The 13,542-nt window shown below is 69.6% G+C and carries 10 protein-coding genes; 6 read left to right on the top strand and 4 right to left on the bottom strand.

The features are described from left to right. Positions 1-9: 9 nt before the first annotated feature. From ACIQ6S_RS01880 to ACIQ6S_RS01855, 6 genes are all read left to right on the top strand, one after another. The gene (locus ACIQ6S_RS01880) at positions 10-1,479 is read left to right on the top strand and encodes an NAD(P)H-hydrate dehydratase (RefSeq protein WP_397606865.1); all 1,470 of its coding nucleotides are present in this window, start codon (positions 10-12) and stop codon (positions 1,477-1,479) included. Continuing rightward, positions 1,476-1,970 (top strand): tRNA (adenosine(37)-N6)-threonylcarbamoyltransferase complex ATPase subunit type 1 TsaE, encoded by a 495-nt coding sequence (gene tsaE, locus ACIQ6S_RS01875; protein ID WP_397606864.1) that lies wholly within the window; start codon positions 1,476-1,478, stop codon positions 1,968-1,970. Before ACIQ6S_RS01880 ends, tsaE begins: the two co-directional genes overlap by 4 nt. Before the next feature lie 101 nt (positions 1,971-2,071). Then, on the top strand, positions 2,072-3,454 hold the full coding sequence (locus ACIQ6S_RS01870) for an N-acetylmuramoyl-L-alanine amidase (RefSeq protein WP_397606863.1): 1,383 nt from the start codon (positions 2,072-2,074) through the stop codon (positions 3,452-3,454). Between the two features lie 64 nt (positions 3,455-3,518). Next, the gene (mutL, locus tag ACIQ6S_RS01865; RefSeq protein WP_397606862.1) at positions 3,519-5,369 is read left to right on the top strand and encodes a DNA mismatch repair endonuclease MutL; all 1,851 of its coding nucleotides are present in this window, start codon (positions 3,519-3,521) and stop codon (positions 5,367-5,369) included. Positions 5,370-5,380: 11 nt separating this feature from the next. After that, the gene (locus ACIQ6S_RS01860) at positions 5,381-6,388 is read left to right on the top strand and encodes a DUF1684 domain-containing protein (RefSeq protein WP_397606861.1); all 1,008 of its coding nucleotides are present in this window, start codon (positions 5,381-5,383) and stop codon (positions 6,386-6,388) included. Between the two features lie 2 nt (positions 6,389-6,390). Beyond that, positions 6,391-7,293, top strand: a complete 903-nt coding sequence (locus ACIQ6S_RS01855; protein ID WP_397606860.1) for a TraB/GumN family protein — start codon at positions 6,391-6,393, stop codon at positions 7,291-7,293. Here ACIQ6S_RS01855 and rsxB read toward each other — a convergent pair. The 4 genes from rsxB to ACIQ6S_RS01835 form a co-directional block, all read right to left on the bottom strand. After that, positions 7,272-7,805, bottom strand: a complete 534-nt coding sequence (gene rsxB, locus ACIQ6S_RS01850) for an electron transport complex subunit RsxB (protein ID WP_397606859.1) — start codon at positions 7,803-7,805, stop codon at positions 7,272-7,274. The genes ACIQ6S_RS01855 and rsxB overlap by 22 nt on opposite strands. An 8-nt stretch (positions 7,806-7,813) precedes the next feature. Next, positions 7,814-8,392, bottom strand: a complete 579-nt coding sequence (gene rsxA, locus ACIQ6S_RS01845; RefSeq protein ID WP_397606858.1) for an electron transport complex subunit RsxA — start codon at positions 8,390-8,392, stop codon at positions 7,814-7,816. A 16-nt stretch (positions 8,393-8,408) separates the two neighbouring features. After that, positions 8,409-10,541 carry a methionine--tRNA ligase gene (gene metG, locus ACIQ6S_RS01840; RefSeq protein ID WP_397606857.1) on the bottom strand — a complete coding sequence of 711 codons (2,133 nt, stop codon included), beginning with the start codon at positions 10,539-10,541 and terminating at the stop codon, positions 8,409-8,411. A gap of 118 nt (positions 10,542-10,659) precedes the next feature. Beyond that, positions 10,660-13,497 (bottom strand): TonB-dependent receptor plug domain-containing protein, encoded by a 2,838-nt coding sequence (locus tag ACIQ6S_RS01835; RefSeq protein WP_397606856.1) that lies wholly within the window; start codon positions 13,495-13,497, stop codon positions 10,660-10,662. Positions 13,498-13,542: the final 45 nt, after the last annotated feature.

Here is a 13,542-nt window from a genome sequence, read left to right as displayed (position 1 = left end):
ATCCGCGGCATGCCTCATGCCCTGCCGCTGTACCGCGCTGACGCTGTGCGTGCCATCGAGCGCGCGGCTTTCGCGCGCGGCGTCGACGCCCTCGGGCTGATGACGCAGGCCGGCGAAGCCGCTGCCGCACTGCTGCGCGAGCGCTGGCCGCAGGTGCGGCGGGTCGGCGTGCTGTGCGGGACGGGCAACAACGGCGGCGACGGCTATGTGGCCGCGCTGGCCCTGCATCGCAGCGGGCTTCAGGTCGATGTGGTGGCCAGCGATGAGCCGCGCACGCCGGAGGCCCGGTCCGCAGCGGCCCGTTGGATCGCGGCCGGGCAGGGTGTGCGCTCGCCGGCCTCCGGCCTTCCCGATGTGGACGCTTGGATCGACGCCTTGTTCGGCATCGGGCTCTCCCGCGCCCCGGAAGCGCCCATGGCCGGATTGATGCAGGCGGTGGCCGCGCAGCGGCGTCCGGTGCTGGCGCTGGATGTGCCCTCGGGCATCGATGCCGACCGCGGCAGCGCGCCTGGCGCGTTCCTTCCCGCGGCGATGACGCTGTGCTTCGTCGCCGCCAAACGCGGCCTGTTCACCGCCCTGGGCCGTGAGGCTGCGGGCGAAGTGCACGTCGACCCGCTGGGCCTCGACGTCGATGCGCTGGCCGCCGAGGCCTCGGTGGGGGCGCCGTCAGCGTGGGCGGTGCGAGCCTCGGCCTTGGCCGACGCGCTTCCCGTGCGGCGCCTCGATAGCCACAAAGGCCATCACGGTCGGGTGCTTTGTCTGGGCGGCGACCACGGCACGGCCGGAGCCCTCGTGCTCTGTGCGGAAGCCGCCGCCCGTGGCGGTGCCGGCTGGGTGGAAGCGCTCTCGCGCCCGGAGACGGTGTTTGCGCTGAATGTCGCTCGGCCGGAAGTGATGGCCGGGGTTGTTCAGACTAGTGACGCCCTCGCTTCGCGACTCGCCGCCGCCGACGTGGTGGCGGTGGGCCCCGGTCTGGGGCAGGGCGAGTGGGGACGCGGCCTGTTCGAGGCGGCGTTGGCCTCGGGGCGTCCGCTCGTGCTGGATGCCGATGCCCTGAACCTGCTGGCCGAGGCGCCGCGCCCGGTGCCCGGCGCCGTGCTGACGCCCCATCCCGGCGAGGCGGCGCGTCTGCTCGGATGCCTTACCGAAGAGGTGCAGGCGGATCGTTTCGCCGCGCTGGACGCGCTGGTCGCGCGCTTCGGGGCGGCGGTGGTGCTCAAGGGGGCCGGCACTGTGGTTGCTGCGCCCGGCGCAACCCCGCGCCTCATCGATGCCGGGCATCCCGGCATGGCCTCGGCCGGCATGGGCGATGCGTTGACCGGGCTCGTGGCGGCGCTGCGGGCGCAGGGCCTGTCACCCTTCGACGCAGCGTGGGTCGGTGCGCTGGGGCATTCGGCGGCAGCGGATACTGTCGGCCGCCGTCGGGGCCTGCTCGCCAGCGACGTCATCGAGGCCTTCGGTCTGGTGTTGAACCCATGACTGCGCCCTTCCTACCCGACGCCGACGCGACGGCGGCCTTGGGCGCCCGCCTCGCCGCGACCCGGCCTGAGCGCGCCGTGGTTCACCTGCAGGGTGACCTGGGGGCCGGCAAGTCCACGCTCGCGCGAGCCCTGCTGCGGGCGCTGGGGGTGACGGGCACGATTCGCAGCCCGACCTACACGTTGATCGAGCGCTATGCGCTGCCCGACGGGGAGGCGGCGCATCTCGATCTTTACCGCCTCGGCGATGCGGGTGAGCTGGATTTCCTGGGCATGGACGAACTGCAGGACGCTGCCGCCCTGTGGCTGGTGGAGTGGCCGGAGCGGGGCGGCACCGCGCTGCCGGCGCCGGATCTGGTGATCCACCTCGCCTTGGAGGCGGAAGGGCGACGCGCGGTACTCAAGCCCCTGAGTGACGCCGGCCGGGAGTGGATCCGGCGGCTCGACGGCGCCGCCGGTGGGGCCGCGGCCGGGATTTCTGCCGCCACTTAGGGTCGGTTCATCAGGAAGATTCGCAGGAACAGGCTGCAGGCTACGGATTGCAAAGGAAAAAGTGCTTGCATTGCGCCGGGGGCGGTGCTTGAATCGCCCCCATGCCGCGCGCCTCTGCTCTCAACCTGACCCGCTGGTTGCACCTGGCCGTCCTGGTCGCGGGCTTGGCGTATGCCGCGTTTGCCCACGCCGAGGTCCAGTTGGGCCAACTGCGTCTCAGTGCCGGCGAGGAAAGCACCCGCGCCGAGCTGCAGCTCGACGCCGCTCCCGGCGATTACCGTCTTTTCAGCCTCGCCAATCCGGACCGGTTGGTTCTGGATCTTCCGGGCGCTGCCCTGGCCGACGGATTCCGTCCGCCGGCACCGAATGGCCGCGTGATCGGCGTCCGCACGGGCTCGCCGGAAGCCGGCAAGCTCCGCATCGTGTTCGACCTCGCCGGGGCCGTGCGTCCGCGCACTCGCGTCGAAGGCACAGGCCGTGCCTCGCGCCTCGTGCTTGAAATGTTCCGCGACGAGGCCGCCATGGCGGCCAACACCCCGTCTGCAGTCGCGCCGGTGACGAATGCTCCGGCAACGTCCGCGGCAGCCGCGCCATCGCCGGTGTCCGGCGCGCGCGAGTTGCTGATCGCCATCGACGCCGGCCACGGTGGCCGTGATCCCGGCGCTATCGGCGGCGGCGGCACCTACGAGAAGACCGTCACGCTGAAGGTGGCGCGCGCGATGGCCGAGGAAATCGACCGTCATCCCGGCATGCGCGCGCTGCTGATCCGCGACGGCGATGTGTTCATTCCGCTCGGCGACCGCTACCAGAAGGCGCGCGACGCACAGGCCGACCTGTTCATTTCCGTGCATGCCGATGCCGCGCAGAGCCGACAGGCCAACGGCGCGTCGGTGTTCGTCCTGTCGACACGAGGCGCCTCGAGCGAAGCAGCGCGCTTCCTCGCTGACCGCGAGAACAATGCGGATCTCGTCGGCGGCGTGAGCCTCGAGGACAAGGACCGCAGCCTCGCCGCGGTGCTGCTCGATCTCTCGCAGAGCGCGACGATGCGCGTCTCCGACGAGGCCGCGAACCACGTGCTCGATGAACTGCGCAGCGTCGGCAAGACGCACAAGCCGCAGGTCGAACGCGCCAATTTCTGGGTGCTGCGCTCGCCCGACGTCCCCTCCATGTTGGTGGAGACGGGTTTCATCACCAATGCCGCCGACGAGCGCAAGCTCAACGATGCGGGTTTCCGTCGCCGTCTGGCCGAAGTGGTTGCCCGCGGCGTCAGCGACTACTTCGGCTCGCAGCCGCCGCCCGGCACGTGGTTCGCCGCGAACCCCTCGCGGGGCAGCCGCCAGCATGTGGTCGCGCGCGGCGAGACGCTCGGCCTCATCGCCGCGCGGCACGGCATCTCGCTGAGCCAGTTGCGCAACGCCAACGACAAGCGCGACGACGTCGTGCGCGTGGGCGAGCGCCTGCGCATCCCGGCCGCGCCGCAGTAGTCCGCACGCGCGGCGCGGCGCGCCCGACCGCTATCATCGGGGCCTGTTCCCGCGCGATGCCGGCATGCCGATCCAGCTGCTCCCCGAAGTCCTGATCAACCAGATCGCCGCCGGCGAAGTCGTCGAGCGGCCGGCGTCGGTCGTGAAGGAACTGGTCGAGAACGCCCTGGATGCCGGTGCGCAGCGCGTCGAGATCGATCTCGAGGAAGGCGGGGCTCGGCTAATCCGCATCCGCGACGACGGCGTCGGCATGGCGCCCACCGAATTGCCGATGGCGGTCTCGCGGCATGCCACCAGCAAGATCGCCAGCCTCGACGATCTCGAAGCCGTGGCGACCCTCGGCTTCCGCGGCGAGGCGTTGCCCTCGATCGCCTCGGTGAGCCGGTTCTCGCTGGCCTCGCGGACGGCCACGCAGGAGCACGGCGCGAAGCTCGATGTCGACGGTGGGCGGCTCGGCGAGGTCATCCCGCATCCGCATGCGCAAGGCACGACCGTCGAGGCGCGCGACCTGTTCTTCAACGTGCCGGCGCGACGCAAGTTCCTGAAAGCCGAACGCACGGAGCTCGGCCACGTCGAGGACTGGTTGCGCCAACTCGCGCTCGCGCGTCCGACCATTGAACTGAAGCTCAACCACAACGGACGGCTGCTGCGGCATTACCGCCCCAACGGCGGCGACGCACCGAAGCGCTTGGCCGAAGCGCTGGGCCCGGAGTTCCACGAGCGTGCGCTCGGCCTTGACCACGCCCAGGCCGGGCTTCGCCTGCATGGTTGGATCGGCCTGCCCACCGCCTCGCGCAGCAGCGCCGACCAGCAGTTCTTCTACGTCAATGGCCGCGCCGTCCGTGATCGCATCGTCGCGCATGCGGTGCGGCAGGCTTACGCCGACGTGCTGTACCACGGGCGCCATGCGAGCTTCGTTCTGTTCCTCGAGCTCGACCCGCGCCGTGTCGACGTCAACGTCCATCCGGCCAAGCATGAAGTGCGTTTCCGCGATGGCCGGCTGGTGCACGACTTCATCTTCCGTACGCTGCACGAAGCCTTGGCCGATGCCCGGCCCGCCGACGCCGTAGGGGCGCCGTCGAGTCCCGTCGGCCCGACGCCCAGCCCGGTGGCCGGACTGCCGCAGTGGGCGCCGGCCGACCAGTCGCGGCTTGGGCTCTCGGTGGGCGACACCATGGCCGCCTACCGCACGCTGTATGCCGCGTCGGGTGGTCTCGAGGCCAGCACATCCGGCATGCCGGCCTCGATTGCGTCAACGCCGTTCCCCAGCGCCGGTGCCGTGCATCAGTTGGCAGCCGCGGAGGCGCGCGCAGGAGTCGACGACACCGTCGCGCCACCGCTCGGCTTCGCGCTTGCGCAGCTGCATGGCGTGTACGTGCTGGCGCAGAACGCCCAGGGCCTCGTGCTCGTCGACATGCATGCGGCACATGAGCGGATCACCTACGAGCGCATGAAGGCCGCCTTCGCCGCGCAGGACCTTCGGGCGCAGCCGCTGCTGGTGCCCGAAGCTCTCGCGGTGAGCGAGCGCGAAGCCGATGCTGCCGAGCAGCACGCGGTGCTGTTGTCGTCGCTGGGTTTCGAGGTGCGCCGCACGGGACCGCAGTCGCTCTCGCTGCGCAGCGTGCCCGCGCTGCTGGCCGACCTCGACGCCAAGCCCCTGTTGCTCGATGCCTTGGCGGAGCTGCGTGAACACGGCAACACGCGCAAGGTCGAAGAGGCCGTCCATGGGCTGATGGGGGGCTGGGCCTGCCGCAGCTCGGTGCGCGCCAACCGCCGGCTGACCGTGCCGGAAATGAACGCTCTGTTGCGCGACATGGAGGCGACGGAACGCGCGGCCCAATGCAACCATGGGCGCCCGACCTACGTACAGTTGGAGCTCGCGGAACTGGATCGATTGTTCCTCCGCGGCCGATGAAGGAGTCCTACATGCCCCGCAACGCCTCTTCCCAAAACGACTCGCCATGGCGCGTCGGCCTTCCCACCCTGCTTGCCGCGCTGCTTGCCGCGGGCTGCAGCGGTGATTCCGGCCCATCGCAGGCGGAAATCGACGCCCAGGCGAAGCGCGAAGCCGCCGCCGTCGCAGCGGCGACCGTGCACGCGCGCAGCGTCAACGAAGTGCGAGAGACGCGCCTTGCGAACCTGCAGAAGCCGGATGGCTGGCTGTCGCTCGTCGGATTGCACTGGCTGAAAGCCGGCAACAGCTACGTCGGCAGCGGAGCCACCAAGGGCGTGCGTCTGGCTGCGGGTCCCGAGGAGGTCGGCATGATCCGGCTGGAGCGAGACGGCACGGTCACGTTCCGGGCCACCCGCGGCGCCGGTGTCATGTACGACGGCCAGCCTGCCGATGGCGGTACGCGCCGGCTCGTCACGGATGCCGAGGGCGGCACGCCGACGGTCGTCGGCTTCAATCAGGGCGATGCCAGCTTCATCGTCATCAAGCGCGGCGAGAACTACGGCCTCCGCGTCCGCGACGCCTTGGCGCCGACGCGCACGCGCTTCCCCGGCCTCGACTATTTCGACATCGATTCGGCGTTCCGCTTCGACGCGCGTTTCGAAGCCCATCCGCCGGGCCAGACGATCTCCATCGTCAACGTCCTGGGCATCGAAGAAGCGATGGCCAACCCGGGCGTCGTGGTGTTCCAGAAGGACGGCGTCGAGTTCCGGTTGGAGGCGGTGGACGAAGGTGATGGGCGCCTGTTCCTGATCTTCGCCGACCGCACCAGTGGGCATGAGAGTTACGCCGCGTCGCGCTTCCTCTATGCGGAGCAGCCGGCCGACGGCGGAACGACCGTGGTCGACTTCAACCGCGCGTACAACCCGCCCTGCGCATTCACCGAGTTCTCGACCTGCCCGATGCCGCCGCCGTCGAACCGACTCAACCTGCGCATCGAAGCCGGCGAGAAAAAACCGCTTCCGCTGTTGGCGTCGCCCTGAGCATGGCGAATCGCGGCGGTTGGAGGGCGTTCGCGTTCGCCGCAGCGCTGGCGATGGCGTCGAGCGCGACAGTCGCCGCGGACAGCGCGCCCCCGCGGCCGCTGCTGTGGAAGGCCAGCGATGGCGACAACGCGGTGTACCTGCTGGGCACCTTCCACCTGCTGGAGGCTGGGGATTACCCGCTCGATCCGATGGTCTACGCCGCGCTCGATGACGCGGAGCAGGTCTTCTTCGAACTCTCGCCGGAAGCCCTGGCGGACCCGGCCCTCGGACTGAAGTTCGCGCAGGCTGGCATCCGAACGGACGGCCGGACTCTGCAGCAGACGATGGATGCCCCGACATGGGCGGCCACCGTGCAGTTGGCGTCGGAGGCCGGCCTGCCGCTCGAAGCCCTGCAGCGGATGGAGCCGTGGTTCGCCGCGCTGACGCTCACCATGGCCGAGATGACCGCCGCCGGCCTCGATCCGGCGCTCGGGCTCGACAAGCATCTCGCCCAACGCGCCACGCGCGAGGGCAAGCGCACGGCGGGGCTGGAGACGCCCGCGGACCAGATTCGTCTTTTCGATGGCATGAAGCCCGGTGTGCAACTCGCGCAGCTGCGCGATGTGGTCGAGCGCTCCGAGGAGATCCGCAGCGAGACCGAATGGCTGCACCGGCAATGGCGGGAAGGCGACGTGGATGCGCTGTACTGGGGCATGGCCGCGGCGATGAAGGCGCGCGACCCGGCGCTCTACGAACGCATCAACACGCAGCGCAATTCGGCTTGGGTGTCGCGCGTCAAGGCCCTGCTGGACGCGCCCGGCGACGACGATGCCCTCGTCGCGGTCGGCACTCTGCACTTGCTCGGTGCGGAAGGGCTGGTGCAGCAGCTGGCCGCCGCGGGTTACACCGTCGAGCGGCTGTAGCGCGGGGGCGGAGCCGCGGGCTGCAGGTCGATGCAGTCGACCGGGCAGGGTGGGATGCACAGTTCGCAGCCCGTGCAGAGGTCTTCCACGACCACGTGCAGGAACTTCGGCGCCCCGATGATCGCGTCGACCGGGCAGGCGGCGATGCACTTGAAGCAGCCGATGCATTCGTCCTCGCGGATGCGTGCCACCTGCGGCGGCTTCTCCACGCCGTGCTCGGCGGAGAGCGGCTTCGGCTCGCGGCCGAGAAGCGTCGCCAGCGCGCGGATGCCGGCTTCGCCGCCGGGAGGGCACTGGTTGATGTCGGCTTCGCCCTTGGCGATCGCCTCGGCGTAGGGCCGGCAGCCGGGGAACTTGCACTGTCCGCACTGCGTCTGCGGCAGCACGGCGTTGATCTGGTCGACCAGCGGATCACCCGCGACCTCGAAGCGCTTCGCGGCCCAGCCGAGCAGTGCGCCGAGGGCGGCGCAGAGGACGACCAGCGCCAGCAGGGGAAGCCACAGATCGGCCACGACGCGCCCTAGCGATCCATGCCGGTGAAGCCGGCGAAGGCCAGGGCCATCAGGCCGGCGGTCACCAGCGCGATCGGCGCCCCCTTGAACGCCGCCGGCACCTCGGCCGATTCCAGGCGCTCGCGCAGGGCGGCGAACAGCACCAGCACGAGGCCGAAGCCCACGGCCGCACCGAAGCCGAACAGCACGGATTCCAGCAGCGAATGCTTCGCCTGCACGTTGAGCAGGGCCACGCCGAGCACGGCGCAATTGGTGGTGATCAGGGGCAGGTAAATGCCCAGCACCTGGTACAGCCGCGGACTCTGCCGGTGCAGCAGCAATTCGGTGAACTGCACGGTCGCGGCGATGACGAGGATGAAGGCCGGCGTGCGCAGGTCGCCGATGCCGAGGGGCTCCAGCAGCCAGTGCTGCAGCGCCCACGAGAGACCTGCGGCCAGTGTCAGCACGAAGCCCGTCGCCAGCGCCATGCCCACGGCGGCATCGAGCTGCCTCGACACGCCCATGAACGGGCACAGGCCGAGGAACTTCACCAAAACGAAGTTGTTGACCAGCACCGCGCCGACGAGGATCAGCAGGATGTCGGTCACGGCGCGGAATCCGTGCTCAGCGCACCGGCATGCCGGGCAGGGCGCCGCTGTCGACGTCGAGCAGGGCGAGCGCGCCGCCATCGAAGCCGGCGGAGAGGATCATCCCTTCGCTCATCCCGAAGCGCATCTTGCGCGGGGCGAGGTTGGCGATGAACACGACATGGCGGCCGACGAGTTTCTCCGGCTCGCCGTAGCTGGCGCGGATGCCCGAGAAGATCTGCCGCTCGCCGAGCTCGCCGGCATCCAGCTTGAAGCGCAGCAGCTTGTCCGAACCCTCGACGAAGCCGCACTCCAGCACCTTGCCGATGCGCAGGTCGAGCTTGGCGAAGTCCTCGATGCCGACGAAGGCCGGCGCGCCGGCCTCGGCGGGCGTCGCGGCGGCCGGCTTGGGCGTTTCCGGTTTGGCGGGCTTCGCCGCTTTGTCGGCGGTGCTGGCGGCGGCCTTGGCGGCGTCGGCCGCGGCGGCGAGGGAGTCCTTGGAGGCGTCGATCATGGTGTCGATCTGCTTTTGTTCGATGCGGGTGAGCAGGGGCTCGTAGGGGCGGATGGCGCGGCCCAGCAGCGGCGTGGCGGCGTCGCCCCAGCCGGCGACGGGCGCGTCGAGGAAACCCTCGGCGCGCGCGCACAGCGCCGGCAGGATGGGCTTCAGGCCGATGGCCAGCAGGCGGAACAGGTTGAGCCCCTGCGTGCAGACGCGCTGCAGCTCGGCGTCGCCGCCCTCCGCCTTGGCGATGACCCAGGGCTTCTTCTCGTCGACGTAGCGGTTGGCCTCGTCGGCCAGCGCCATCACCGCGCGCACGGCGGCGGCGGCATCGTCGTCGAGGTAGTGGCCGCGCACCGCGTCGAGGGCTTCCACGAAGCGCGCGACCATCGCGGGATCGTCGAGCTCGGAGGCGAGCTGGCCGCCGAAGCGCTTCTCGATGAAGCCGGCGCAGCGGCTGGCGATGTTGACGAACTTGCCGACGAGGTCGGAATTCACCCGCGCCATGAAATCGGGCAGGTTGAGGTCGAGATCGGTGACGCCGCCCGAGCTCTTCAGCGCGTAGTAGTAGCGCAGCGCTTCCGGCGGCAGGCCAGCCTCGAGGTAGGTGCGGGCCTGGATGAAGGTGCCACGCGACTTGCTCATCTTGTCGCCGTTCACCGTCAGGTAGCCGTTGACGTGAAGGCGCGTCGGCGTGCGGTGGCCGGAGCCGTGCAGCACCGCCGGCCAGAACAGGCCGTGGAAGTTGACGATGTCCTTGCCGAGGAAGTGGTGCAGCTCGGTCTCGCCCTTCGCATTGCGCGCGGCATCGAGGAAGGCGCCGAAGTCGAGGCCGTTCGCCTCGCAGAGGGCCTTGAAGCTCGAGAGATAGCCAATCGGCGCGTCGAGCCAGACGTAGAAGTATTTGCCGGGCGCGCCGGGGATCTCGAAGCCGAAGTAGGGCGCGTCGCGCGAGATGTCCCAGGCCCGCAGGCCGGACTCGACCCACTCCATCAGCTTGGCGCGCACGCCCGGATGGGCGACGTCGCTGGCCAGCCATTCGCGCAGGAAGGCCTCGAAGCGGCCGAGCTCGAAGAAGTGGTGCTCGCTCATCCGCAGCTCGGGCGTGGCGCCGGAGACGACCGAGCGCGGGTTCTTCAGCTCGGTGGGTGAGTAGGTGGCGCCGCAGTTCTCGCAGTTGTCGCCGTACTGGTCGGCCGTGCCGCAGTTGGGGCACTCGCCCTTGATGTAGCGATCCGGCAGGAACATTTCCCGCACGGGGTCGAACAACTGCTGGATCGGCCGCGCGCCGATATGGCCGTTGGCCTTCAGCGCCGTGTAGATCGCTTCCGTCAGCGCGCGGTTGCCCGCGCTGTTCGTGGAGTCGTAGTGGTCGAAGCCGACGAGGAAATCGGCGAAGTCGCGCTCGTGGCGGGCCTGCACGCCGGCGACGAAAGCTTCGGGCGTGGTGCCGGCCTTCTCGGCGGCCAGCATGATCGGCGTGCCGTGGGTGTCGTCGGCGCAGACGAAATGGGTGGTGCCGCCGGCCATGCGCCGGGCCCGCACCCAGACGTCGGCCTGGATGTAGCCGACCAGGTGGCCGAGGTGGATCTCGCCGTTGGCGTAGGGCAGGGCGGTGGTGACGAGGGCGGGCGCGGGACGCGCCGCGGAGGCAGCGGAGGTGGTCATCGGCATCGCGGTGAAGGCAGGCGGCGATTATCGCAGATGGCGCCTGAGTCCCGGCCAAGGCCCCGGGAAAACGAAGCCCGGCGCGAGGCCGGGCTTCGGGGGCGGCGGAGGTGTCGGCTCAGTCCAGGGCGTACGTGAACTGGACGGAGACCTCGCGGCCGATCGGGCTGAACGCGCGCCAGAAGTACGGATAGCTGTTGAAGCCGTCATCCCGCGGCGCGAACTTGTTGAGCAGATTGTTGACGTAGAGGCCCACGGAGGCCTGCTCGGTGATGCGTTTCGTCGCGTTCACGTTCCACAGGATGTAGGGCGCGATGCGTCCGGTTTCCTGCCAGTTGGGCACGCTGCCGTAGCGCGTGGCGAAGACGTTGGCCGTCCAGTCGTTCCGAGCCCATGCCACCGAGCCGCGCATGCGGCTGCGGAAATCGAAGTTGCCCGGATCGTCGCGCCAGTCCTCCTGGACCGGATCGGTCGCGAAGCTCTGCAGTTCGAAGTTCAGCACGTGCGACCAGTCGAGGCTGAAGGCGAACGTGCCCCAGTTGGCGGTCTCCAGCCTGTGGCGGAGCGACGCGTCGATGCCGTCGATGCGCTGGTAGGCCTGGTTGACCGGGCCGCTACGGACACCGGTGATGCGGTCGGTCGGCTCACCCGGTGCGGGGGCGCGCTGCACGCGGCTGATGATCTCTTGGCAGAAGCCGGAGTTGATGTTGAAGGCGTAGGGCTGGCGCGTGCGCGTCAAGCCCGTGCGGCAGCCGGCCTCGGCGTCGAGGATGTAGGTCGACGTGAGGTTGGTGACCGCGCCCTCGAGTTTGATGTCGTAGTAGTCGACCGACGCGGAAATCGTGTCGGTGATGTCCCAGACGAACCCACCGGTGAACGAGCGGCCCGTTTCCTCCTCGAGCGTCGGCTCGCCGCGGCTGGTCGCGAAGACCGAGTAGGTGTAGATGGCGCCCGCGCAGGTGGACGTGCCCGGGGTGCCGCCGGTCGACAGGCAGCGGAAGGTGTCGAGGGCGTTGCTGAAGCTGCCGCTGCCCTCGTTGTAGACGTAGTGCATGTCCGGCGCCTTGAAGCTCGTCGACAGGTTGCCGCGGACCAGCAGCGAGTCGAAGGGGCGCCATTCGAGGCCGGTGGCCCACGTGCGGGCGTCGTCCACGTTGGTGATGTCGTCGTACTTGTCGTAGCGCGCGGCGATCGTCGCGCGCAGCGAGTCGAGCAGGGGCAGGCTGGTTTCCAAGCCGATGGCGTAGCGATCGCGATCACCACCGCCATTGGTGCCCGTCAGGTTGTAGGCCAGGCGGTTGGTCGGCAGGATTTCCGGTGGGGAATCGAGGTCGTAGCCCTGCTGGGTGACTTCGAAGACCGTCGCGAAGCCTACGGCGCCGGCCGGCAGCTCGAACAGTTCGCCGCTCAGCACGACGTTGCCCTGGTTGACGTAGGACTCCGACTCGTACTTCAGGTTGGTCGAGATCGAGGCGTACTCGGCCGGCGTCAGCGGCCGGTAGAAGCGCTCGAGGTTCAGCAGGTGCCGCGGCGTGCCGGTGGTGTTCAGGCGCGGGCCGAAGAAGAAGTCGGTCACCGCGGAGCCGTCGAGGCGCGGGCGCGTGCGGGTCGCCCGGTAGTCGGCGCGACCGACCGTCGCTTCCCAGTCGAAGCGATCGGCGAGGGTGCCGCGCAGGCCGAATGCGAGGTCGAGCGAGGACTCCTTGAAGCGCTGCAACGTTCCTTCAATGCCGCCGTACTCCTGCGGCGTGAAGATGCGCTGGATCTGGACGTTGCCGTTGATCTCCGGGTTCGTCGCGAAGAAGGTGCTGGTCACGCCCACGCCGTCCGTATGCGGGCCGCTGATGAACTCGACGCCGCCGGTGAGCTTGGAGCGTGACTGGAAGCCCATCACGCTGGCCCAGGCCTGCATGCCGTTGTCGAAGTCGAGGTTGCCGAACAGGTAGCCGGACAGATCGTTGTTGCCGTTGGCGACAGACTGGTAGCCCACGTCGTCGAAGTAGCCGCAGGCATTGCCCTGCGTGAAGGGCAGGCCAGTCGCGGCGTTGACGGCGCGATAGGTCCAGTCGACGTATTCGCCGCCGAAGCGCGCGCAGGTGCCCGCCGGCGGCGCGATGAACGAGGTCGAGCCGGTGGGCAGGCCGATGCGGTTGATGCGCAGGCCGGCGCCGGGCTGGATGCCGACGATGTCCGGCGGCAGCGGGTTGTCGAGGCGGGAATCCATGAAGTCGCGCTGGAACGCGTAGACCGGCTCATCCGCGTAGTACTGGAGGGCGTAGGTGAGGCTCCAGCGATCCCCGGTGCGCCCGCCGACCCACTGCAGGTCGGCGAAATCACCGCCGCCTTCGGTCGACGTTCCGGTGCGGAGCTTGGCCACGTCGCCGCGGAAGTCCTTGCGCAGCACGACGTTGATCACGCCCGCGACGGCATCGGAGCCGTAGATCGCGGACGCGCCGCCACTCAGGATCTCGATGCGCTCGACCGCCGCGGTCGGGATGTTGTTGAAGTTCTGGAAGTTGCTCTGGCCGTTGTACGGGAACGGATAGTCGGCCGCGCGGCGGCCGTTGATGAGCAACAGCGTGCGGCCGGCGCCGAGGCCGCGCAGGTTCACCGGCGAGCCGTTCGGCGTAAAGCCGCCGGCCGAGTTCAACTCGTTCTGGACCGAGCCCGCGTTCTGCGTGATGGTCTCCAGCGTTTCCGCGACGGTGACGAAGCCCTCGCGCTGCAGCTGGTCGTTGCTGATGATGGTGACCGGGGACGGCCCTTCGATCGTCGAGCGCTTGATGCGCGAGCCCACGACCTGGACGGCCTCCAGCCGCTTCGCCTCGCGCTCCGTCGCGTCGTCGTCGGTGCTGGACGCGTTCTGCGCCAGAGCCGGGAGGCTGATCCCCAGGGCTAGCGCGGTGAGCGTGGCGACGAACAGCGGTGAACGTGCCGGGTGCTTCCTGATCTGCATGATTCGAATCTCCCCATTCGATGTGGTGGTCAAGGCGTCCGTCCG

Origin of the sequence: Silanimonas sp. (genome assembly GCF_044377035.1) — a bacterium.
In the GTDB taxonomy this organism is placed as follows: Bacteria; Pseudomonadota; Gammaproteobacteria; order Xanthomonadales; family Xanthomonadaceae; genus Silanimonas.
This window is presented reverse-complemented; position numbering and strand designations above follow the sequence as displayed.

Coding starts and splice junctions, on each gene's coding strand:
- ACIQ6S_RS01880 (WP_397606865.1), top strand. CDS start 10: ATGCCTCATGCCCTGCCGCTGTACCGCGCTGACGCTGTGCGTGCCATC.
- tsaE (WP_397606864.1), top strand. CDS start 1,476: ATGACTGCGCCCTTCCTACCCGACGCCGACGCGACGGCGGCCTTGGGC.
- ACIQ6S_RS01870 (WP_397606863.1), top strand. CDS start 2,072: ATGCCGCGCGCCTCTGCTCTCAACCTGACCCGCTGGTTGCACCTGGCC.
- mutL (WP_397606862.1), top strand. CDS start 3,519: ATGCCGATCCAGCTGCTCCCCGAAGTCCTGATCAACCAGATCGCCGCC.
- ACIQ6S_RS01860 (WP_397606861.1), top strand. CDS start 5,381: ATGCCCCGCAACGCCTCTTCCCAAAACGACTCGCCATGGCGCGTCGGC.
- ACIQ6S_RS01855 (WP_397606860.1), top strand. CDS start 6,391: ATGGCGAATCGCGGCGGTTGGAGGGCGTTCGCGTTCGCCGCAGCGCTG.
- metG (WP_397606857.1), bottom strand. CDS start 10,541: ATGACCACCTCCGCTGCCTCCGCGGCGCGTCCCGCGCCCGCCCTCGTC.
- ACIQ6S_RS01835 (WP_397606856.1), bottom strand. CDS start 13,497: ATGCAGATCAGGAAGCACCCGGCACGTTCACCGCTGTTCGTCGCCACG.